Raw genomic sequence first — 21,283 nt, 5'->3', positions numbered from 1 at the left:
GACCCAAAGACGCATGGTGTACACAGGCATCTCTCCCGGGTTCAAACGGCGATAGCAAGTTTCTTTTTCGGGTCGTAGAAGGGCTTTTCGACGACAACCGCCTGTGCCGGCCCGGCTACGGTTTGAACCTTGAGTTCCATGCCGAGCTCTGCGTATTCAGCTGCGACCATGGCAAGGGCAATATTCTTTCGAAGTCGTGGGGAATAGATCGCAGATGTCACCTTGCCGACGGTTTCGCCATCTTTGTTGTTAATTGGCCAGAACGTGGTGTTAGGTCCCTTCAGAGGAGCCGTATCAATACACAGCCCGACTTGCTTGCGGCTGACACCATTGTCACGGATGCGCTTCAGCGCCGCCTTGCCGATAAACTCGGCCTCCATATCCGGGTTCACCAGGCGATCCATACCGAGCTCATAGGGGTTGGTATTGATATCGGCATCAGCGTGGTACGAGAGCATTCCAGCCTCGATCCTGCGAATTGCCGAGGTGTGGCCGGGCTTCAATCCGCAGGGCGCGCCTGCAGCCATGATTCTCTCCCATAGCTCGTCGCCCCTTGTGCCGTCCCGCAGATAGAGCTCATAACCCAGCTCGCTCGACCAACCTGTGCGGGAGACGACAAGTGGAATACCGTCAAGCTCAACCTCACGGAACCAGTAGTAGCGCAGGTCCATGATGCTTTCGCCAAAGAGCGCCCGCATCACCTCTCCCGACCTCGGGCCCTGCAACTGCAAGGGGGAAACATCGGGCTCGCAGATACTGACATCCATATCGGAATGAACCGCAACACCTTGCGCCCATAGGAGAATGTCGCTGTCCGCCAATGAGATCCAGTAGTGGTTTTCTGCCAACCGTAACAGGATCGGGTCATTCAGGATGCCGCCGTGTGCATTGGTGATCAGTATGTATTTGCACTGTCCGACAGCCATTTTTGACAGGTCACGGGGGGTCAGGCTCTGCACGAATTTCGCAGCGTCCGGTCCGGTTATCTCCACTTGACGTTCGACAGCAACGTCGCAAAGGATCGCGTCATTCAACAGGTTCCAGAAATTCTGCACGGGGTTTCCAAAGTCCCGCGGGATGTACATGTGGTTGTAGACAGAAAAAGCGGTGGCACCCCAACGAACTGTTGCGTCAAAGTAGGGGGACTTCCGCACCTGGGTTCCGAATCCGAAGTCATCTCTCGCGTTCATGAGGGTTCTCTCTCTTTGGAGAAATCAATGGGCTACTCCTGCCATGAGCATAGCTAAGGAAATACGGGCAAGGGTCTGAAAGTCAGGCTAAAAACCCGGGGGGTCGGAGAATAAAAAGACCAAACTTCTGGCAAGCGCAGCCTGATTGGTCCGACAGGGCCTTGGCGCCTTCTTCCATCAGTTGTCTGGCTCGAACATCAGCTTGGCCAGGTCGGGTTGGGAGGACTTGATCTCTCTGGTTCTGATGTAGGTCACGTACCGGTCGATTCCCAGCTCTGCCGAGAGGAGTTCATCCATCACCTGCTGAAAGTCTACAAGGCTTCTTGTCACAACTTTCAGCACGTAATCCATTCCGCCGCCCGTTGCCAGGCATTCGACGACCTCATCGACCTGACAGATATGTTTCTCAAAGCGCTCGAAATCCGTTTTGCGATGCTCCTTGAGCGATACCGTGACAACCACCTTCGTGAAATTCTTGATTTTATCGACGGCGATGTCGGCGTGGTATCCGCGTATCAGGCCTTCCTTTTTCAATCTATTGAAACGAATCCAGCAGGGCGTCGGAGAGAGGTTCACAAGCTCTGAGAGCTTCGTTTTGCTGAGCTGACCGTGCTGCTGCAACGCACAGAGAATGCGGACATCCGCAGCATCGATACCGATTCTCCTCATTGGTTCTTGCCCTTCGTCGTGATGCCCAAAGGAGGAGCTTGCGCCGCATGATCGTGGAGTCGCCACAACGCCGCCGGCCACACCCCGCTCCAACAGAATCCGAGCATAGCGTGGCAGCCTGAATACGTCAGCGCTCCGTGTAACGTCAATCGGGACCCGGATCCGGTGGTCTCTTGATGGCAGCTTCACGAATACAGTGGCTTACCAGCATTTACATGAGGAAAACTAAGCTAACTGCTTAGGAATCCTCGCTTTCCAGAAGCTTCCCGGCCTACCTACGATGTGGGCAGTCGCAGACAGGAGGCTTGCCCATGTCCGTTCATCACTCCGCCATTAGTTGGCAGCGCGCCCCGCACGAAACCGATCCAACGACCTACTCGCGCAATCACCGTGTTAGTTTGAATGGTGGCCAGCAGGTCAACGCCTCGGCGGCGGTCGAGTTCAAGGGCGATTCACGCTGTAGCGACCCGGAACAACTGCTGATCAGCGCAGTGTCCAGCTGTCATATGCTGTTTTTCCTGGCCATTGCCGAGATTCAGGGTTATCAGGTTGAATCGTATGAAGACGATCCGGTGGGTTATCTTGAGAGCAATGGAAAGAGAGGCATGGAAATGACACGCATTGTGCTGTCGCCAAGCGCGACCTTCGGTGGCGATAAAGTGCCTGACGAGAAAGCGATTTCCAGAATCCACGCCAACGCACACAAGAACTGCTTTATCCGCAATTCGATCACCACCGAAGTGACGATCGATCGAGTTTAATGAGCCGCGCCCGGCTGGAGTCATTCATGAATCAGACGCTATCTACGGAACACGTTCTTCTCAGGGACGACCAAGATGGTGCCGTCTACCTCACGCTGAACAGACCGGACAAGTTCAACACGCTCTCCGAAGCCATGCTGGAGGCTTTGCAGCGGGAGTTGGATGCGATCGCCGCCGACCCCGCCGCGCGCTGTGTCGTGATTGGCGCAGAAGGCCGGGGCTTTTGTGCAGGCCACGATCTGCGGGAGATGCGTGCAAAGCCTGACCAGTCCTATTACCAGTCGTTATTCCGTCGCTGCAGCAAGGTGATGCAGAGCGTCGTGGCGTTGCCCGTGCCGGTCATTGCCAAGGTCCAGGGTTTGGCCACAGCGGCGGGGTGCCAGCTTGTGGCGAGCTGCGACCTGGCCATTGCGGCGAGATCGGCCAGCTTCGCCGTGTCGGGCATCAATGCGGGCCTGTTCTGCTCGACTCCCGCGGTGGCGCTGTCGCGCAACATCCCTCCAAAACGGGCTTTCGACATGCTGGTCACAGGCGACTTCATTGACGCGGGCACTGCCCTGGAGTGGGGTCTTCTGAGTGGGGTCGCACCGGATTCCGATCTGGATGCAACGGTCGCCGAGAAGGTCGAAAAGATACTGAGCAAGAGTCCGGCAGCGGTGCGCTACGGAAAAGCCATGTTCCATCGCCAGCGCCAGATGACGCTGGCCGACGCCTACGACTTCGCCGGCGACGTGATGGCTGAAAACATGTTGAACCCCGACGCGGAGGAGGGGATTGATGCCTTTCTTGGCAAGCGCAAACCTGTCTGGCAACGGCCGGGCCACTAGCACGAATGGGCGCGTCGTCTAACCGCAGCAATGGTCAGACTACGGTTTCCGAAAAACAACAGAGTTAGACCATGCGCGATATCTGCCCTGTCAACGAGGCACTTGAGAAGAACGCGGCGAATCATGTTGCGTTGTCACCGCTAAGCTTCATTAAGCGGGCCGCCGCCGTGTATCCCCACAGGACGGCGCTGATCTACAACGATACACAATACAGCTGGCAACAGACCTATTCCCGGTGTTGCCGACTGGCATCTGCATTGAAGCACCTGGGTATCGAGCGGGGGGATACGGTGGCCGTCATGCTGCCGAATGTCCCGGCCATGTACGAAGCACACTTCGGCGTGCCCATGCTCGGCGCCGTGTTGAACGCGATCAACATCCGCCTTGATCCGGAAGCGGTGGCCTACATTCTCGATCACAGCCGCTCGCGTGTGCTGCTGGTTGACCCCGAATATGCAGATGTGGTCGAGAGGGCCCTGGCCCAGCTGGAGGGGCCGGTGCCCAGAGTGGTCAACGTCCCTGACCCGAGCCAGGGCGAGCAGCGCTTTATCGGTGATCTGGAATACGAGGCGTTGCTGGCGGAGCATGCCGAGCTGGATGACTGGCAGCTGCCGGCGGACGAGTGGGATGCCATTGCGCTGGGTTATACCTCGGGCACCACGGGCAAGCCCAAGGGGGTCGTCACCCATCATCGAGGAGCTTATCTGAATGCCGTCAGCAACGTGCTCTCCTGGACGTTGCCCCGTGACGTGGTCTACTTGTGGACGCTGCCCATGTTCCACTGCAACGGCTGGTGTTTCCCGTGGACGCTGGCGGCAATCGGCGGCACCAGTGTCTGTCTGCGCCGGGTCGACCCGCAGGTGATCCTGGGTCTCATTCGGCAACATCGGGTGAGCCACTACTGCGGTGCGCCCATCGTCCACGCAATGATCGCTGATGCCGCAGAAGCCGCACGCCAACCCATCGAGCATAAGGTATCGGGGCTGATCGCCGGGGCACCGCCGCCCGCATCGGTGCTGGAGCGCATGGAGAGTATCGGTTTCGAGCTGACCCACGTTTACGGGCTGACCGAGACCTACGGCCCCGCTACCGTGTGCGCCAAACAGGATGGCTGGGATCAACGCCCGCTGGAGGATCGCGTCCGACTCAATGGCCGTCAGGGCGTTACCTATCCACTGCAGGAAAGCATTGCGGTACTCGACTCCACCACGCTTGAGCCCGTTCCCGCCGACGGCGAGACCATTGGTGAGATCATGTTTCGCGGCAATATCGTGATGAAGGGCTACCTGCACAATGAGACCGCCACCAGCGAAGCCTTTGCCGGCGGCTGGTTCCACTCTGGAGACCTTGCCGTGGTAGACCCGGATGGTTATATCAAGATCCGCGACCGGCTGAAGGACGTGATCATCTCCGGGGGTGAGAACATCTCATCACTGGAGGTCGAGGAAGTCATCCAGCGGCACGACGCCGTGGAGCTCGCAGCAGTGGTGGCAATGGCGGATGACCAGTGGGGTGAAGTGCCGGCGGCTTTCGTTCAGTTGCGTCCCGGCAGGGAGTTGAGCGAGGACGCATTGATCAGCTTCTGCAAGGCCAACATCAGCCGATTCAAGGCGCCCAAACGGGTCATGTTCGGGCCGCTCCCCACCTCGTCGACGGGAAAGATCCAGAAATTCCTGCTGCGCCAGAAGCTCGCCAATGAAGTTCGATGACGAGCCCGTGCCGGGCTACTCGCTGCCGATCCTGCCCGGCCATGTTTCCCCCGGGCGACTGGAGCGGGTACTGCGGGCGGGCAAGTTCGCGATCACCAGCGAAATCGACCCACCCGACTCTGCCGACCCGGCCGAGGTCCTCAAGCGCGCAGCCATCTTCGACGGCTACGTTGACGCCATCAACGCGACAGATGGGTCCGGCGCCAACTGCCATATGTCCAGTGCCGGGGTGTGTTCACTGCTGACCAGGGTTGGCTACGCCACCATTCTGCAGATCTCATGCCGCGACCGTAACCGCATTGCCATCCAGGGTGAAATTCTCGGTGGGGCGGCCATGGGTGCCTGCAACCTGCTGTGCCTGACCGGTGACGGCGTGCAGGCCGGTGACCACCCCCAGGCCAAGCCGGTCTTCGATCTCGACTCCATGTCTCTACTGCAAATCGCCCGCATGATGCGTGACGAGCACCGCTTCGAGAGCGGGCGGCGCATCGAAACGCCGCCGCGGATCTTCCTCGGTGCAGCCGAGAATCCCTTCGCGCCGCCGCTGGACTGGCGACCCCATCGCCTCGCCAAGAAAGTCGCCGCCGGCGCCCAGTTCATCCAGACCCAGTACTGCTTCGATATCGAACGGTTGCGCGACTTCATGAGCAAGGTGAACGACATTGGCCTGCTGGAAGGCCCCGAGCGCGTTTTCATACTCCCCGGGATCGGGCCATTGGCCTCGGCCCGGAGCGCCCGTTGGATTCGCGAAAATATCCCCGGCGTGTACATCCCCGACGCGGTGATCAGTCGGCTGGAGGGGGCTGCGAACCAGAAGGAGGAGGGCAAGCGACTATGCATGGACCTGCTGCATGAGATCCGCGAGATACCGGGCGTCAGCGGCGCCCACATCATGGCCTATCGCCAAGAGCAGAGTGTGGCGGAGATCATCGAGGCCACCGGCGTGCTCGATGGCCGCAAGCCCTGGTACCCGGGGCGCGACAACCCGAAAGCGCTCAACCCCGAATCCCCCGGCGCTGTGGTTCACTGAGCAGATACGTTTGCTTCATCCAATAACCACTCGCGAAACTGACTGGCGATTGGTCGTTCCAGGCCCTCGCCAGCACTGACCACGTAGTAAGCCTGGTCGCAGTTCAGCGGACGATCAGCCAATACCGACAGCTTTCCAGCGTCCAATTCCGCCTGATGTAGGTCGCGACTGCCGAGCAGAACCCCTTGCCCGGCAAGGGCAGCCTCCAGGGCCAGTAGCCCGTTGCCGAATCGCATTTCTCTTAGTGTTCCGGCGTCGAATCCCTGTTGCTTGAACCACTCTTGCCAACCGTAGGATTCGTCGACCCGGGTGAGGGTGCTGTCGCAGAGCAGCGGCATCCCGCGCAGGGCATCGACGCCGTCCACGGTGTCGGCCAGCTGCGGTGCACAGATTGGCACCAGATCCAGACTCATCAGCCGTTGCGGCTCCAAGTCCACGTAGTTGCCGAAGCCCAGGCGTACGGACACGTCGATGCCGGCGCGCTTCAGGTCTGCCTCACCAAAGACGCGATCGCGGGTGCGGTCCACCGTATGCAGGCTCGCCTGCAGCCGCACTTCCGCGTCCGGGCAACGGGCGTAGAAACGGTGCAGGCGGGGCACGATCCATTTGGTGGCGAACAGGGGTTCGGCGCACACGGTGACGACCAGGCGCTCTTCGCCGTGGGAGCGGATCTTGTCCACCGCGCGACCCAGGGCCTGAAACCCCTCATGCAGCTCCGGCAGAGCCGCACGCGCAGCCGGGGTCAAGCTGACCTTGCGGTGATGCCGGACAAACAGATCGACTCCGAGATACTCCTCAAGTGCCTTGATCTGATGGCTGATCGCCGCCGGCGTGACATTGAGCTCTTTGGCGGCCAGGGCGAAGCTTCTGGTGCGCGCGGCGACCTCGAAATAGGAAAGGGCGATCAGGGGAGGCAGTCGTAACATCACCAATTCTCGTAGCGGTGGCGGCGGGAAAACGCGGGAGTACAAGCGTAACAGTGAACGAGCGGAGACTGCCGAGACAACAGAAGCCAACAATGACTACGCTGAGAACAGCGCCGTACATTCAGAGTGTATCCTCGGGCCGAGCGACCCCTTGTTGCCTACAAGCCGGTGAAAACGCATGGACCACAACACCTACCGTCTACACCTTGAGTCCGCAGCCAACGGGGCAGAATGCCTGCTACCCGAGGCCGAACGACTGCAGCGTCTGGAGAACCTCAGGGCAGGTATGGCCGGCAGAGACCTGGATGCCGTCTTGCTGACTGATCCTGCGGACATCCATTATTTTTCGGGCTACACCACGTTTGAAGTGTCCGTGTACGCTGGCCTTCTGGTCACTGCAGTACGCTGCACCCTACAAGTGCCCTCCATTGAAATGGGCCCAGCGGTCATAACCGCGCGCTGTGACGAAATCATCGGCTATTACTGGGAGGAACCCGAAAGCGTCACCGGGCCGCTTCTTGAACTCTTGTCCGGCCATGGGAAGCTGGCGCTAGACCTCTGGGCGCCTGGCCTGCGGGCCGGCCTGGCCCTGCAGCTTGAACAGCAATTGGGCGCGAAAAGTCTGCAACCGCTGGGTGATCTGGTCGACCGTTTACGTCTGATCAAATCGGAGTATGAGATCGGTCTGCTCCGGAAGAGCGCTGACCTCACCGGAGTCGGCATGGCGGCAGCGACGGAGGCCTCCCGCAGCGATGTCACCGAGCACCAGATTGCGGCAGTGGCCAGTCACGCCATGCTTGCCGCCGGCAGTGAATTCATGAGTCTGCAACCGATCGTGACCAGTGGCCCCCGCAGCGGTGTGATTCACCTGAATCATTCGGATCGTGTGATCCAGCCGAATGAGTCTGTCTTTATTGAGATAGGAGCGGTCTATCGGCGTTACACCGCCCCGATGATGCGCACCGTGCTAACCGGCCCGCCCAGCGCAGACATGCAACGCACCCGCGATTGCTGTGCCGAACTGCAGGACGTGCTGTGTGCCCACATGCGACCGGGCAATAGATTCGACGAGGCGGCACATGCCGCGGAGGAAGTCCTTGCTCCGCTGGCGGACGAGATCTTTTTTTCCGGCGTATTCGGCTACGCGGTTGGTGCGCAATTTCCCCCGAGTTGGGTAGAGAGTACCGGCTTTATCGCTCGTAAACAGACGCAGTGGTTTGCACCCGGCATGGTTTTCCATCTGCCGCTTTGTCTGCGGAGGCCTGGTCACTGGGGGATCGGGCTTAGCAACACTGTACTGGTGGGCGAGCGCGAGACCCTCCCGCTGACCGACAACGGGTTCGATCTGCCAGTCCATGCCTGATAGGGGTGGCCCAGAAGGGTAGAGGAAGGGCGTCCTCAAGCACCTGCGCGCAAAAGGTCCGGTCAACGCATCACCATTTCATTGAAGAACCTCTCGAATGCCGGCGCCGGCAATGGGTGACTGAAAAGGTAGCCATTTACGCACGCGCCCGGCTTCATCGAAGGCAGGGTAGGCGGTGACGCGATGCCAGCGATAGACACCATCCGAGGCGCGCAGCTTCCTGTCGTCTTCCGCCGTCCAGACAAGGCCGGAGGTTACGACCTCGGAGATTCAGGACCGCACGTTCTGGTTCTGATCTGCTCCAGCCGAGCATAGAGATACTCGGTGAAAAAGCCATGCATCAAGAACCGCTGGCTCAGGTTCCAGGGGCCTACCAGATAATGCGGGTACTTGTTGTAGGCCATCTCGGCGAGACCCGGCTCGCCGATCAGGTCACCGATGCGCAGGGCGATGGATTGATCCAGGTTGAACCCGTTGATGGCGTCACGATATTCCTCGCGGGTCAGAAGCAAGCAGAAAAGGCACATGAAAAGCGCGTGGGCACTCTCGAAATCCATCCCCTGGGTGCGTTTGGCGGTTAGTTCGAAATCTTCGTTACGTATCGACCGCCAGTGGGTCCAGTCCAGTTGCTTTGCTTGTTCTCCCTGCCAGAGACCCATGTCGCGGAACACCCTGAATAACTCCTGGTCATGATCCACAAAGGTGGCCTGCTGCATATCGTCAATACTTTTCGGATAAAGATCAACGGGTTCTATTTTAGTGTTCATATTGTCGTTAAGAAAATTGAGCAGGTTTGATTCAGTGGCGAAGTGACGCAGGATCAGCTGATTGGCCTCGACGCTCACAAAATTGCGGCAGAACCAGCAAATAGTGCTCTGCAAGGTCTTGTGGGCGCTGAATTGTGGCAAGGGCAGCCGCTTGAGAAACCAGATCAGGTGCAACAGGATGGCAAAAAAGAATTGCAGCAGGGGGCGTACCGACCAACGCAGCGGATTGTCGAGATCCTTCAACCAGAGTCGGACGGCTGCCGGTTCGATGGGCAGGGAGTTGTCGAACTCCAGCGCCTGCAGATAGGCGCTACGGGGCCTATTCATGGTCGACTTCCTCCAGTTGCAGGGCATAGAGCCGACCGGTGACCCGTGCCGTACGCAGTATGGCGTCCACGTCAGCCTGACTCCGGCACAGGGTGTCGAGCAGGGCATACAGTTTTTCCATGTGGCCATCGTCGTTGGCGCCGTGGTAGCGCATGAAACGCGTCAGTTCGCCGTTGCTATCCGTGGCGTCTTCCACACGACCGGCCCAGTCGTTGGCCATCTTTTGCCCGAGACCCTCGATGATCCACATGGCACCGAGCATATCCACCGGGTTGGTTTGACTCGCGCGATACATCAGGAAGGCATGCAGAGCTTCGGTTCCAGCGTTGCGGCGGCCCTGTTGCAGCGTTGAGAGATCTCCGCCGGCCGCAACATAGTCCTGTTCCAGCACCTCGTAGTCACGGTGCTCTTCCTGCGCATGGCTGATGACCTCCGAGCGCACCGCAGCAAAGTCCCGGTCAAAGCTTGATGCTGTACGGCTTATCCAGCGAGCGCCCTCGATGACTTGTTGTCGCCAGTGCAGCAGCAACTGCCGGTAATCGGCGCGATCAAACCGACCGCTCTCCAGGCGGGCAATGAGCGGTACGCGCCCGAGTTGTCGTTCGAAGTCGAACCAGACCCGCATCAGGCCGCGCAGGCAAAGCTGGCCCAATTCTGAGGTCACCTCGGCTTTCATTGCCTGTTTTCCTCCATGACGGTCAGTTGCATGTAGACGGTATTGAAGCGACCGCTCTCCGGGACCATGCATAGAATGGTGTCGCCGGACTGATGCTCGCGGCTACGTCGAAACTCATCCAGCATGATGAATATCGAGGCACAGCCAGTGTTGCCGCGGGTGGAGAGGTTGCTGTACCACTTCGACTCCGGGATGCCAACGCCGGCCTGTTGCAGCATGTCGTGAATTCTGCTTTTGAAGTAGTGCGACGAGTAATGACACAGCAGGTGGTCAATGCGATCCGGTTGAATCCACCCGCTGTCGATCAACCGCAGATAGCCATCGACGCCCAGTTTGACGATCTGATCCAGCAGGCGTACGTCCTGGCGCAGCAGCAGCGCTCCAGCTGCCTCCGCTTCCGCATAGGTGGGGAAGTCCTGCCAGGTTCGATGGTCGTGGGTATCTCGGGGGTGTCCGACGCTCATGCATACCGGGAACGCATCAGCATGTGAAAAACCTCGAATCCAGTCGATACGGTAGCAAAGCCCGCGGGATCGGCGCTCTAGCAGAAAGGCGCCGGCGCCATCCGACAGCATCCAGCGCAGAAATTCAGCTTTGAAGTCAGCTTGGCCGCCAGCGGCCTCGTAGCGGCTGGCCTTGAATAAGCGAGATGCCAGTTCGCTGGCAATCACCAACGCATAGTCATGTTCTTCGGCCTTGAGAGCGGTAAAGGCGGCTTTCAGGGCCATCATGCTGCTTGAGCAGATGCCGTGGCTGGTATGCAGTTCGATGTCGCTGAGGCCCAGGTTGGCCTGGACGGCGCTGCCGAAGCCGGGCAAGACCAGGTCACCCTGGCTGGTGGCCGCACTGAGCAATTGCACGCGACTGGCAGGCAGGGCCGACTGATCCAGGCAGTTACGGCCTGCGAGGGCCGCCATTTCAGCATTGGAGTGGGTGGTGTTGTGTTCGGCATCCAGCGCATAGTGGCGTTGGCGGATGCCGTTACTTTCAAGAATGCGCCGGCGCAAGCGGCTCGGTTTGCCGTTGATCCTGCCAAGCAGGGGCTCAATCCCCTCATTATCAATTGGTTCTCCCGGCAGAAAGTGCCCGGTCGCCGTAATGTACACCGTCACGCGTCGGCACTCCCGACACTGAACTGGGCGCGAAGGCAGCGCAGGTTTTCTTCCAGATAGGGGAAACCGCAGAGTATGACCATGAAGGTGAGATAAAAGGGCAGATAGGCCTCTCCGCCATGGGAGTACTCCATCCGGGTAAAGGTCATCTGGCCCTGCCAGTTGAAGGTGATCAGGTCGACCACTACCGGCCAGTTGATGATGAATATACTGGCCAGCATGTAGAACGGGAGTGTCGCCAGATAGCTGTGTGCATGCATCTCCCAGATACTGATATGACGTCTAGGTGCCGCATAGTGCACATCCCAGTGAGCCACGATCTCATGCAGCAGCCAGGCAGCCAGACAGAGCAGCAAAATCAGTACGTTCACACGGAACAGCAGACACAAGAGGATCGGAATGCCCACCTGAATGCCCATGACGCTGTGCATCAGGGATTCCTTCAGGCCTGATGTGGTTTCTATGCGGGTTGCCCGGTGGCAGCACCAGTCGAAGAAACCGGCGATGCCCCACAGTGGCAGAAACACAAACAGCAGGGCGTTGATGAGCAGTTGTGTCGTATCCATGGCGTGAATCCTTCCCGCAGCTTCCCAGCTGCGCAACAGAGTGCGTCTAAAGACGTAGATGATGCAGCATTTCGCTGTGCCCACTCGCCGACAGTGCACGTTATAGCAGGATCATCGGTACGGGTCTCGTGCGCCAGACTCGTTCTTTGAACAAGTTCAAAGTCTCATCTGAGGCCGTCACGCTCTGCGCGCTCCCGAGAAAGCATTTATTGGGGCCGAGGTGGCCTTCGTCCAACGCGGCGGTACCCACTACGCTGGCTGGACCAAGCTGGATGGAGCAAACTGGAGGCTTCTTGTCTGTGCTCCATCTTGTTGCTCCGGGTTCTGGCAACACTGGTGGAACGCTTGCCGTTGCCCCACGAGCCGCTGCTACAACTGCGAGGTTCAGCCATGAACACCACCATGATGTCGATTCGGGGGCTGCTGTCGATCCCGGTCCTGCTGCTGGCCTGCGCATTCGTCCCGGCAAACGGCTTTGCCGACGAAGACGAACGAGCCACCGCTCTTTTCGCAGGTGGCTGCTTCTGGTGTGTCGAAGAGGCATTCGACGCGGTCGACGGCGTAGTTGCCACCACGTCCGGCTTTGCGGGTGGTCATGTGGAGAATCCGTCCTACGAACGGGTGGTTGCCGGCAACACCGGCCACTACGAGAGTGTGCTGGTGGAGTACGACCCCACCCAGGTGTCATACGACGAACTGCTTTACGTGTTCTGGCGCAACGTTGACCCGCTCGATGGCGGGGGACAGTTCTGCGACCGGGGCGACCACTACCGAGCGGCCATCTTTGCCGGCAGCGAGGACGAACACCGGGCGGCTCGAGCATCGAAGGAGGAACTGGAGGAGTCCGGTCGCTTCGAGGCACCCATCGCCACCGAGATACTCGACCGAAGCACGTTCTACCCGGCCGAGGAGTACCATCAGAACTACTATCAGAAGAATCCGCTGCGGTACCGGTTCTATGTGACCAGCTGTCGCCGGTATGCCCGGCTGGATCAGGTCTGGGAGATGAAGCCCGGTCGGCGGGAAGGCAGTAAATAAGTATCGGCAAGCTCCGATCCTTATCGTCCAAGGCCTGCAACAGGCGAACAGGAATGTTGATCTGCCGGCCGGCAAACAAGAGACTTTAAGTGACAGCGCCCCGGAGTTGGGGCGCAAGGTCACTGCGCTTCCTAAACGCTGGTTGTCCTGCCAGATCAGAATCGGACTCTGACTCCAGTGGTGACGATAGTAATGTCGGCATAACTGGGGTTGTAACAAGTCCGGCCTGACGCGGTGCACCATTCGGCCCGCTCGCAGCTGTGGATCTTGCCTCCCGCGTAAATGTCGAACATTTCTTTTGGGCTATAGACATAGTGACCTGCCTTACTTTATCGGACCACTGATTCCTGGAATCTGGCCTCGGGTTGATAGTGGTCTCTCAAGGTAGCCTTGTACTCATGTGGCGTCCGATAACCCAAGCTGGAATGCGGCCGGACCGTGTTGTAATGACGGCGCCATGCTTCGATGATGACACACGCCTCCGCCCGGGATCGAAACCACTCCATTGACAGGCATTCGTCACGCAGTTTGCCATTGAAACTCTCGTCCGTGCCGTTCTGCCACGGTTTGCCTGGGTCGATATGCGCGGTGTCGATCCTGGCGTCGGTGATCCATTGCAGGACGGCTCGCGAGACGAACTCCGGTCAATTGTCTGAGCGAATGATCTGTGGCGCTCCGTGCTGACTGACCAGGCGGCTCAGTACCTCAATGACCCGGGCAGAGCGAATGGAGCCGGCCACATCGATGGCAAGGCATTCCCGTGTGTACTCGTCGATCACCGTCAGGCATTTGAGCTTCTGGCCGTTGGCGCAGGCATCAAAGACGAAGTCATAGGCCCAGACCTGGTTTCTCATGGTCGGGGCTAGCGGCCGTGGCCGACACGTCGCGATCCGTTTGCGCGGGCGTTTTCGCGGCACCTGTAGCCCTGCTTTGCACCAGAGTCGATAGCAGCGGTCAACGCTCATGGAATACCCCTCACGGGCGAGAAAGATCCGGATGCGACGGTAGCCATAGCGCGGATACTGTGCAGCCAGGACACGCATGGCGGCAATCACCGGCGCGTCGTGCTCGTCCAGAACCGACACATAGCTTAGCGTCGACCTCGCAACTCCTCGCAGCGCGCACGCTCGCCTTTTGGACACACCGAGTCGAACCGCATGCTGCACGGCTCGTCGGCGTGCGGGCGCGCCTAGAATTTTCCCTTGGCGATCTCCTTGAGCGCGTCGACCTCCAGGTCCCGCTCTGCCAGCAGGCGTTTGAGCCGCGCATTCTCGGCCTCGACCGCCCGCAGGCGCTTCACGTCCACCGTGTCCAGGCCACCAAAACGCTTGCGCCACGAGTAGAGCGTCTGCTCGCTGACACCGAGCCGCTTGGCGACTTCGCTGACCGGGCTGGCATCCGTCTCACGCAGGATACGAACCATCTGCTCTTCGCTGAATCGACTCTTCCTCATCTGCCTCTGCTCCGTGGGCAGAGGCCAGAACCTCAAGCTTCGAATGGTCCGAAAATCGCCGAGCAGGTCACTGGCGTACACAAGTGATGGGGATGGATTCAGAACTCCGTGCGCACGCCGACGTCGACGCGGTAAATCCGCTCGTCGCTCAAACCCTCGACGCTTTCCACGAACAGGTAGGCGGACGTAAAGCCGTCCCTCAGATTGGAAGGTCCGTGCCGGAAATGTGCGGAGAAACCGAGGCCGATGTTCGCCCAGGTGCGATCCGGATCATCGGCACGAATGGTGAAGCGGTTCTCGTCCGGATCCTCGCGAAAAGCGGCCTGTATCGTCTGACTGTCACCGGCGAATTCGCGCTCCAGTCCCAGACGTGCCGTGGGCATCAGGACGCCCCAGGGCATCGGGTAGGCATAGCTCGCCTGCACAGCGCCTTCGACAGTCAAGGACTTGGCACTCTGGCTCTCCAGCGCCAGTAGCGATCCATGGCCCGCGGCATTCCGATTGCTGGGAGACTCGTTGTAACCATCAATGGCCACACGGGTGTACTCCACACCGCTTTGCAGTGAGAACATCCATGCCCCCCGGGAGAAGTCCCGACCGACGATCACGCCAAGGGCCGATGATGTCCCCGATGGACGCGCCTCCGCCGTCTGTCCCCGCTCACCGTCTTCTCCCCGAAAGACGCGACGTTGCATGTCGTACCGGTTGCGCCCGTAGGTGGCGACAGCGCCAACATAGAAGTCGTGTGGCAAAAGGTGGGTTCCATAAAGCGAAAAGCTCAGCCCATCGACATCCAGTCGACCCGAGTCGCCCCGCAGATCCGCTCTGGTTTGACTGATGCCCAGCGCCACGCCGGCCATCGTCCGATAAGTGAACTGCGTGTCCATTCCAGCAGTGAGACTCAGCGAACGGCTCCTGTACCCGGACTCCCGTGCTGTCGCATCGCGGTTCGCAACAGTCGCTGACCCACTGAGGAAGGCACCGACGCCGTACCAACTGAGCTGTCCGAATTCGCGCCGATCATCGAGTCCCAGCCTGGCAGCGGAGTACGCGGGGCCCGCGAAGAGCGTCTGCCCTTCGATATTCATTGTCAGGATCGAGGAATCAAGTCCGGCTAGCCCGGCACGCAGGCCGTCCATGCGCTGGCCAACATTGCCCTGCTGTTGACGAATGGCGTCCATGCCAATCCTTCCCTGAGCGAACACCTGTTCCGGTGCAAGCTGATCCAGCAAGTAGGCGGGCGCATCGGACTCAAGAACCCGGCTGCAGGTATCCAGAAGGTCGCGCTGCCCGTCAGTTCGGCTACCGGGCTCGATGGAACCAATGGCGTTGCAGCCGCCTTGCAGGGCTCGGCCCACAGCGCGATGTCGTGCGTTCAACCCGGTCAGCCCGGCAATACCATCGATGACTGGCTCGGGTTCGGGTTCGGGTTCGGGCTCGGGTTCCGGCTCGGGTTCCGGCTCGGGTTCCGGCTCGGGTTCGGGTTCGGGCTCAGGTTCGGGCTCAGGTTCGGGCTCAGGTTCCGGATCAGGTTCCGGATCAGGTTCCGGATCAGGTTCCGGATCAGGTTCCGGATCAGGTTCCGGATCAGGTTCCGGATCAGGTTCGGGTTCGGGTTCAGGTTCGGGCTCAGGTTCGGGCTCGGGCTCCGGCTCGGGTTCCGGCTCCTCGTCATCCTCGTCATCCTCGTCATCTTCCTCTTCCGGAATCTGAAAAGGGGGCGGAGCGTTGGACGGAGGCCCCGACGACTGGGCCAGAACCTGTCCGCTTAACGCCAAGGCCCCCGCGCAGGTCAGGGCACCAAGGGTCAGCGCAACGCTACCCCCCCGGTTTGCGTTGCCGAATAGTTGAATACGTACCCGCGAAGCAAGGCTCTGGGTCTCGACGAACAGGTCGCCAGCGAATACATGTGGGCTTTTCGTTCTGTCCTTAATCGCCATCACGAGTCTCCGGACGAGACGGCGATACGGCAACTCGTCCGCCGCGAATGTGTGGCTGGCCTCTTAAGCCGCAAATCCTGCGCTCCGGTCACGACCTCGCGGACGCAACTCACCTTTTGATTGAAGGGACGAGTCGTCATTTGGGGACAGTAGGTGTGCCGGACATATGCTTTCTGTACGGTAGCGAACGCTCGTGTCCGGTGGCGCCCAAAAAATAGCCCCAGCTCTCGGGGGGAGGAGGCCAGGGCTAAAAAACGATCTCTAGATCGAATCGTCGTGGGGTCCCCGTCAGTTACTGATCCGGGGCCGACATGCGATGGCTCGGAGCCTACTTGCCCTTTGCCGCAGCCTGAGTCTGTTTCTTGCTTTCTTTTTCCACGGCTTGAGCTGCCTTCCTGGCTTCTTCCTCCATAGCTTGGGACGCCTCCTTGGAACTTTCCTGCGCGACTTTCTGTGCCTTGCTTGCAAAGGCCTGATTCAAGGACATGACTTTTTCGACGTCTTCCTTAAAGCGTTCGCTCAGCTCATTGGCCACCTTCTGCTGTTTCTCAACGTAGCTCTGAAGGTCGGACGGGTCTTTCACTTCCAGGGCCGCGCGGGCTTGCCGCAGACCCGTATCGGCATAGGTCCTGGCAGACTCGAACTGCAGGCTGGTGAGCTTCTCGATGTGATCCAGCATCAGGGTGGCGAAAGTGCGCGCCGGACCAGCGACGGTGTTCTCAATTTGGCGCTGCATATCATTAACGGCTTTTTTGCTCATCTCTGCTTCTCCTGTGTTCACGCGGCAGTCTGCCGGACCGGCAGTTGCCGGCTCGATGGGATGCCCGTACAGAATGGGGATAAGCCGACGCCCTGTCAGTGCGGTTGCGGACTACGCCCCGAAGCAACCTCAAGGGAGAGCTGACCGACTTCAACCAATGTGTTCAGAGGCTATTGCGAGAGGCTACTGAACTACGATTACCGCCAGACGACAGTAGGTATGCGAACGGCAATCAGGTTTTTTAGCACCGTGAGTCAAGAGGGCAGAAACAGTGTGTGCGCACCCTGCACGATGGCGACCAGACCCAGCGCCCACAGGCTGCATGCCGCCACGTCGTAAAGGGTGTAGCGCAAGCGGTCGAATCTCGTCACGCCCATCATGGCGGGGACCAGGCTACGTATTGCGGGGATGAAACGGCCGATAAAGATGGCAAAAACGCCGTAACTACGCACCATGGTCTCCGCCCGCTCCCAGCGCTTTGCATTGCGCTGAATGATGCGCCAGCCGTGGATGCGCTGGCCAATACCTCGGCCCGCGTAATAGCCCACATGATCGCCCAGCGACGAACCCACCATCGCCATGGCGGCCATCAGCCAGATGTTCGCCCAATCGTTGGCGTAGAAGACCGAAGTAACGACCACGATCAACAAGCTGGGAACAATCAGGCCCACTCCGACGCAGGTCTCCATGAAGGCGAGCAGCGGCACCAGGAAAACGGCCTGCTCGCGGTGCTCGCCGGCCCAGGCGAGGATGGAGTCGATCATCGCGCGGTACGCCGGGGTGGCAGCGGGATCAGGACCGATGTGGCCGCCTTGTAGGCCTCGTAGTCCGCCTGGCCGCCCCATTTCTCATCGGCACGCTGCTCGAGCATCGGGATGCCGCTGACTTTCGTCAGCAGCCAACAGACGAATAACGGCGAGAGCCAGCCCAGCCACTGCCATCCGCCCATTGCTGGCGTCGCCATGATCGCGATACCCGTCCACAGCATGATCTCGCCGAAGTAGTTCGGATGGCGCGACCAGGCCCAAAGGCCGTGCTGGATGAAGCGCCTGTGATTTGCAGAATTGGCCCTGAAGGCATTCTTCTGGTGATCCGCTACGGCCTCGATGGCAAAGCCGCCAACCCAGATCAGAAGCCCCAGCGTGGCCAGTGCGTCCCAACCTGCGGATGCCGGACTACTTACGGCAACCAAAGCAGCCAACAGCGTCACGAAGACCCAGAGCCCCTGAAGAGTCCAGGCCATCAAGAACCGGCCCCAGTAGGGCTTGAGGTCGTCGAAGCGGCCATCCTTGCCGCTGCGCTTGACGCGCAGGAACAGGAAGCTGCCCAGACGGCCACACCATATCAGCACCAGCGCCATGATCACCCATCCACGCGCATCCGGACTGGCGAAGCCGGCTGCTAGCAGGATTACGCTGCCGTAGGTCAGTGCGCCAGCAAGGTCGTAGTAATGCTCGGTCTGGTGCAGGAAGGAGGGCACGAACACCAGCCACTGCACCGCAAAGCCGAATAAGGCCAGCGCTGGCAACAGGGGTACACCAGCGACATGGAACGCGCCATCGTCTACTAACAGGGCAAGCCCCAGCGCAAGCAGGGTCGCGATTACACTGACAAGAAGGGCCGAGCTGTTGCGCACTGGCGCTCCGGTTGAATTGATCGGAAGGAGGTATGCGTGACATTGCCACAAGCTCGGCAGGACACCCAAGAAATTCTCTTCGGCGCTAGTCAAACTAGATCTGGCTAGTCTCAGGTCACTTTCTGCGCTGCTCCATGAAGAGGCAGTGTTGAGCCCCCGAAAAGTGCTCACTCGGCGGGATATGGGAAATGCCGGAAGGAGCGAGCGAGCTATCAGCGCTTTGTTTCTATCCCCGTCAGGACTTTGCTGACCGCCGCCCAGTGGTCATCATGAGTCCAAGTCGATACCAGGTGGTCGGTTTCAAGCTTTTCGAGCTCCGGTAACGAGAGCGTTCGTCCGTAGCCGAGACGCAGTGCCTTGAAGGCACGCATTACCTGCGGAACCTGATTCAGCATTGGGGCAACGAAAGCATCGACGGTGTCTTGTAGAGAGTCTTCGTTCTCAGCCATGACATCGATCAATCCAATGGCTTTGGCTTCTGTAGCGGCAACCAGTTCTGATCGTGCCAGCAGACGCAGGGCCATTGTGGGCCCTAAGCGCTCCATCAGCCTTATGCCTCCGCCCCAGGCAGTACCAATATTCATGCGTCCCTGGATGAACCCGATACGTATGTCCTGGCGAGCAACAATGAAGTCGCAAGACAATGCGAGCTCAGCGCCGCCGCCCAAGGCATCGCCGTTCAGGGCCGCAATGACCGGTGTCGGGAAGTCCCGAACTGCGCTCAGCGCATCTCTGGCGCCATGGCTCATCGCCTTGGTTTGCTCCGCTGAGCGCACATTGGCCAGATCGTAAAGATCCCCGCCGGCACTAAAGCACTTGTCACCCGCACCTGATAGCACCGCGAGCTTGATGTCGGTGCGATTTGCGTAGACCGTGAACACTGTACGCAACTCGTCGAGCAGCCCTCGAGAAAGCGCGTTTCTCTTCCCGGGGCGGTTTATCGTGACCCGCAACAGTTCGCCATTTTGCTCGACCAGCAGTTGTTCAAAAGTCATATATCGCCTCCCGAGCGACTAAGAATTCACTGGAGTGCCTCCCCTCTGGCAAGCATCCTTTCGCCCGATTCGGGAAGAACCATGGTGGCAACGACTCCCACCTATGGAGGCGCGGCGACCGGAAGCGTAACGATAGCAGGACTGGACAGAGTCCATTCGCCACAATGAAGAAGGACGGGCGAGAGGCTTCGTATTCGAAGCCCCCATGTTTATCGTTGGCGATGAGATGTTCTGGGGTAACGACCGAATGGAAGACGCAATGGAACCCGCCGGATCGAGCCATCAACCCCGGTGAGACGTTAACAGAAGGGCTTGAGTTTGATTTGACACTGGAACCCACCAAATGTGGGTTCCAGTTAAGGGTGAAATTCTGGTTCCTGAAGATTCAGTAGTTTACGATGGCTTTCCAAATAAGCCCGTTCGACATTCCAGCTAACCATGAAATTTCGACGAGAAATTCCAGCCAAATGTGAAAATATCGACTGTAGAAGAATTCCAGCACTTCGAGAGCATTTATACACGCCGCACGAAAACATCGGCTTTACGCGCTAGAGCCGAACGGCGCCCGAAGGCGCCACTCGGCTGGATGCGTACGGGCGGCGCTGGCAACGTTCGTACCAGGCCGGGTTGGTCGATTTACTGGGTGACGACGGGCCGCCGTCGACGAGCAATCAGCAAGCCCACCAGGCCTGTACCTAGCAGGAGTAACGGTGCCGGGGCAGGGACCTCCCGGACCGGGCCCAAGTCGCCATCGTTGCCAAAGTTATCGAAAACCTCAAGGAGATTACCACCCTCTTCAAAATCACACGAAACGCAAGCTACGCTCATAATCCCAGCAGACCCGGAAAAATTCCACTCCCGACCGTCAGTCCCGGTGAAATCGTTGGACCAACTCCAGAGCAGCTTTTCATCGGTGTCGAAAAATAAATCAACACGATCTGTACTCGCAGCCCCCGACCACCAAGGCCGCGACTCTACCGTGCCGCCGGGCGTCCAAACTATATTCGAAGCCGAACACTCCTCGGAGCAATTCTCCTCGTCCCAGTCGAATGACAACTGGATAGAATCGGTACCAGACTCATAGGTGACAACCTCAGTTATTAGGCCGGCCGAGGCACCGGACATACCCACCAAAATGAGCAAACCAAGCAATACGAATAGGTTCGTGCGTGAAAACATGGTTAAGATACCTAGAAGTTGAGTAAGGTAAAAAACCCGGGATCTCACCGGCTGCACGGAGAGAAAAGCGCCGCATTATATAAGCAAGCAAGAAAATGCCCACTCTTAAATAAGGTAATTTATTCAATAGCTTATGAAATTCATAGCAAGTAAAGCAAAGCATCGAAACAAAAAATTGTAAAAAAATCTGACACTCTTGCGTTGAAAGTTGTCGACTTCCCGTGTTTAGGCCCATCCGAAACTAGAGGTTTCCGGTTCGTTTAGCTGCCGGTATTCGGCAGGCGTCAAATCCCCAAGCGAGTCATGGGGGATCTCTTCGTTGTAGTCACGCAGCCACCGCTCCGTATGTTCGCGGACCT

General features: G+C 59.0%; 20 protein-coding genes and 1 pseudogene. 6 read left to right on the top strand and 15 right to left on the bottom strand.

From position 1 onward, the window contains the following. Positions 1-41: 41 nt before the first annotated feature. Both J2T57_RS14160 and J2T57_RS14155 read right to left on the bottom strand, forming a co-directional pair. Positions 42-1,190 carry a glycine cleavage T C-terminal barrel domain-containing protein gene (locus J2T57_RS14160; protein ID WP_253479438.1) on the bottom strand — a complete coding sequence of 383 codons (1,149 nt, stop codon included), beginning with the start codon at positions 1,188-1,190 and terminating at the stop codon, positions 42-44. A gap of 177 nt (positions 1,191-1,367) precedes the next feature. Next, positions 1,368-1,859: an Lrp/AsnC family transcriptional regulator gene (locus J2T57_RS14155; protein WP_253479435.1), complete on the bottom strand. Its 492-nt coding sequence runs from the start codon at positions 1,857-1,859 to the stop codon at positions 1,368-1,370. Positions 1,860-2,170: 311 nt separating this feature from the next. Between J2T57_RS14155 and J2T57_RS14150 the strand changes: the two genes are divergently transcribed. The 4 genes from J2T57_RS14150 (at position 2,171) to J2T57_RS14135 (ending at position 6,186) form a co-directional block, all read left to right on the top strand. Further along, complete coding sequence (locus J2T57_RS14150; protein WP_253479433.1) at positions 2,171-2,620, top strand: OsmC family protein; 450 nt, start codon at positions 2,171-2,173, stop codon at positions 2,618-2,620. Next, a complete protein-coding gene (locus J2T57_RS14145; RefSeq protein ID WP_253479431.1) occupies positions 2,620-3,447 on the top strand; it encodes an enoyl-CoA hydratase in 828 nt (275 codons plus the stop codon). Before J2T57_RS14150 ends, J2T57_RS14145 begins: the two co-directional genes overlap by 1 nt. A gap of 71 nt (positions 3,448-3,518) precedes the next feature. Further along, positions 3,519-5,156 carry an acyl-CoA synthetase gene (locus tag J2T57_RS14140; protein WP_253479430.1) on the top strand — a complete coding sequence of 546 codons (1,638 nt, stop codon included), beginning with the start codon at positions 3,519-3,521 and terminating at the stop codon, positions 5,154-5,156. After that, complete coding sequence (locus J2T57_RS14135) at positions 5,143-6,186, top strand: methylenetetrahydrofolate reductase (protein WP_253479428.1); 1,044 nt, start codon at positions 5,143-5,145, stop codon at positions 6,184-6,186. The genes J2T57_RS14140 and J2T57_RS14135 overlap by 14 nt, the downstream gene beginning before the upstream one ends. Here J2T57_RS14135 and J2T57_RS14130 read toward each other — a convergent pair. Next, positions 6,180-7,112, bottom strand: coding sequence for a LysR family transcriptional regulator (locus J2T57_RS14130; protein ID WP_253479427.1), 933 nt, complete (start codon positions 7,110-7,112; stop codon positions 6,180-6,182). The genes J2T57_RS14135 and J2T57_RS14130 overlap by 7 nt on opposite strands. Positions 7,113-7,290: 178 nt before the next feature. Here J2T57_RS14130 and J2T57_RS14125 point away from each other — a divergent pair, with 178 nt between their 5' ends. Beyond that, positions 7,291-8,475 (top strand): M24 family metallopeptidase, encoded by a 1,185-nt coding sequence (locus tag J2T57_RS14125; protein WP_253479424.1) that lies wholly within the window; start codon positions 7,291-7,293, stop codon positions 8,473-8,475. A 254-nt stretch (positions 8,476-8,729) separates the two neighbouring features. Here J2T57_RS14125 and J2T57_RS14120 read toward each other — a convergent pair whose 3' ends face one another. From J2T57_RS14120 to J2T57_RS14105, 4 genes are read right to left on the bottom strand one after another with little or no spacing between them, the layout of a single operon-like run. Next, complete coding sequence (locus tag J2T57_RS14120; RefSeq protein ID WP_253479422.1) at positions 8,730-9,569, bottom strand: DUF6999 family protein; 840 nt, start codon at positions 9,567-9,569, stop codon at positions 8,730-8,732. Beyond that, on the bottom strand, positions 9,562-10,245 hold the full coding sequence (locus tag J2T57_RS14115) for an iron-containing redox enzyme family protein (RefSeq protein WP_253479420.1): 684 nt from the start codon (positions 10,243-10,245) through the stop codon (positions 9,562-9,564). Before J2T57_RS14115 ends, J2T57_RS14120 begins: the two co-directional genes overlap by 8 nt. Beyond that, on the bottom strand, positions 10,242-11,357 hold the full coding sequence (locus tag J2T57_RS14110; RefSeq protein WP_253479418.1) for a beta-ketoacyl-ACP synthase III: 1,116 nt from the start codon (positions 11,355-11,357) through the stop codon (positions 10,242-10,244). Before J2T57_RS14110 ends, J2T57_RS14115 begins: the two co-directional genes overlap by 4 nt. After that, entirely contained in the window at positions 11,354-11,923 is a 570-nt protein-coding gene (locus tag J2T57_RS14105) for a diguanylate cyclase (RefSeq protein WP_253479416.1), read from the bottom strand. Before J2T57_RS14105 ends, J2T57_RS14110 begins: the two co-directional genes overlap by 4 nt. 309 nt (positions 11,924-12,232) lie before the next feature. Between J2T57_RS14105 and msrA the strand changes: the two genes are divergently transcribed. Further along, positions 12,233-12,961 (top strand): peptide-methionine (S)-S-oxide reductase MsrA, encoded by a 729-nt coding sequence (gene msrA / locus J2T57_RS14100; protein WP_253479414.1) that lies wholly within the window; start codon positions 12,233-12,235, stop codon positions 12,959-12,961. 329 nt (positions 12,962-13,290) lie between these two features. Here the strand turns inward: msrA and J2T57_RS14095 are convergent. The 8 genes and pseudogenes from J2T57_RS14095 to J2T57_RS14065 all read right to left on the bottom strand — a co-directional run. Next, positions 13,291-14,414, bottom strand: a pseudogene (locus J2T57_RS14095) (IS3 family transposase). Between the two features lie 98 nt (positions 14,415-14,512). Continuing rightward, complete coding sequence (locus tag J2T57_RS14090; protein WP_253479391.1) at positions 14,513-16,354, bottom strand: autotransporter outer membrane beta-barrel domain-containing protein; 1,842 nt, start codon at positions 16,352-16,354, stop codon at positions 14,513-14,515. Positions 16,355-16,682: 328 nt separating this feature from the next. Continuing rightward, positions 16,683-17,114 (bottom strand): phasin family protein, encoded by a 432-nt coding sequence (locus tag J2T57_RS14085; RefSeq protein WP_253479389.1) that lies wholly within the window; start codon positions 17,112-17,114, stop codon positions 16,683-16,685. A 254-nt stretch (positions 17,115-17,368) separates the two neighbouring features. Beyond that, positions 17,369-17,878 (bottom strand): DedA family protein, encoded by a 510-nt coding sequence (locus J2T57_RS14080; protein WP_253479387.1) that lies wholly within the window; start codon positions 17,876-17,878, stop codon positions 17,369-17,371. After that, entirely contained in the window at positions 17,875-18,750 is an 876-nt protein-coding gene (locus J2T57_RS14075; protein ID WP_253479385.1) for a DUF1295 domain-containing protein, read from the bottom strand. Before J2T57_RS14075 ends, J2T57_RS14080 begins: the two co-directional genes overlap by 4 nt. 212 nt (positions 18,751-18,962) lie before the next feature. After that, entirely contained in the window at positions 18,963-19,745 is a 783-nt protein-coding gene (locus J2T57_RS14070) for an enoyl-CoA hydratase/isomerase family protein (RefSeq protein ID WP_253479383.1), read from the bottom strand. Positions 19,746-20,381: 636 nt separating this feature from the next. Beyond that, positions 20,382-20,573 carry a PEP-CTERM sorting domain-containing protein gene (locus J2T57_RS22470; protein WP_366519114.1) on the bottom strand — a complete coding sequence of 64 codons (192 nt, stop codon included), beginning with the start codon at positions 20,571-20,573 and terminating at the stop codon, positions 20,382-20,384. A gap of 576 nt (positions 20,574-21,149) precedes the next feature. Then, the coding region (locus J2T57_RS14065; RefSeq protein WP_253480560.1) for a transposase at positions 21,150-21,283 on the bottom strand (134 nt) is incomplete at its 5' end.

Origin of the sequence: Natronocella acetinitrilica (genome assembly GCF_024170285.1) — a bacterium.
GTDB classification, from domain to species: domain Bacteria; phylum Pseudomonadota; class Gammaproteobacteria; order Nitrococcales; family Aquisalimonadaceae; genus Natronocella; species Natronocella acetinitrilica.
This window is presented reverse-complemented; position numbering and strand designations above follow the sequence as displayed.

Coding starts and splice junctions, on each gene's coding strand:
- J2T57_RS14160 (WP_253479438.1), bottom strand. CDS start 1,190: ATGAACGCGAGAGATGACTTCGGATTCGGAACCCAGGTGCGGAAGTCC.
- J2T57_RS14155 (WP_253479435.1), bottom strand. CDS start 1,859: ATGAGGAGAATCGGTATCGATGCTGCGGATGTCCGCATTCTCTGTGCG.
- J2T57_RS14150 (WP_253479433.1), top strand. CDS start 2,171: ATGTCCGTTCATCACTCCGCCATTAGTTGGCAGCGCGCCCCGCACGAA.
- J2T57_RS14145 (WP_253479431.1), top strand. CDS start 2,620: ATGAGCCGCGCCCGGCTGGAGTCATTCATGAATCAGACGCTATCTACG.
- J2T57_RS14140 (WP_253479430.1), top strand. CDS start 3,519: ATGCGCGATATCTGCCCTGTCAACGAGGCACTTGAGAAGAACGCGGCG.
- J2T57_RS14135 (WP_253479428.1), top strand. CDS start 5,143: ATGAAGTTCGATGACGAGCCCGTGCCGGGCTACTCGCTGCCGATCCTG.
- J2T57_RS14130 (WP_253479427.1), bottom strand. CDS start 7,112: ATGTTACGACTGCCTCCCCTGATCGCCCTTTCCTATTTCGAGGTCGCC.
- J2T57_RS14125 (WP_253479424.1), top strand. CDS start 7,291: ATGGACCACAACACCTACCGTCTACACCTTGAGTCCGCAGCCAACGGG.
- J2T57_RS14120 (WP_253479422.1), bottom strand. CDS start 9,569: ATGAATAGGCCCCGTAGCGCCTATCTGCAGGCGCTGGAGTTCGACAAC.
- J2T57_RS14115 (WP_253479420.1), bottom strand. CDS start 10,245: ATGAAAGCCGAGGTGACCTCAGAATTGGGCCAGCTTTGCCTGCGCGGC.
- J2T57_RS14105 (WP_253479416.1), bottom strand. CDS start 11,923: ATGGATACGACACAACTGCTCATCAACGCCCTGCTGTTTGTGTTTCTG.
- J2T57_RS14090 (WP_253479391.1), bottom strand. CDS start 16,354: ATGGCGATTAAGGACAGAACGAAAAGCCCACATGTATTCGCTGGCGAC.
- J2T57_RS14085 (WP_253479389.1), bottom strand. CDS start 17,114: ATGAGCAAAAAAGCCGTTAATGATATGCAGCGCCAAATTGAGAACACC.
- J2T57_RS14080 (WP_253479387.1), bottom strand. CDS start 17,878: ATGATCGACTCCATCCTCGCCTGGGCCGGCGAGCACCGCGAGCAGGCC.
- J2T57_RS14070 (WP_253479383.1), bottom strand. CDS start 19,745: ATGACTTTTGAACAACTGCTGGTCGAGCAAAATGGCGAACTGTTGCGG.
- J2T57_RS22470 (WP_366519114.1), bottom strand. CDS start 20,573: ATGAGCGTAGCTTGCGTTTCGTGTGATTTTGAAGAGGGTGGTAATCTC.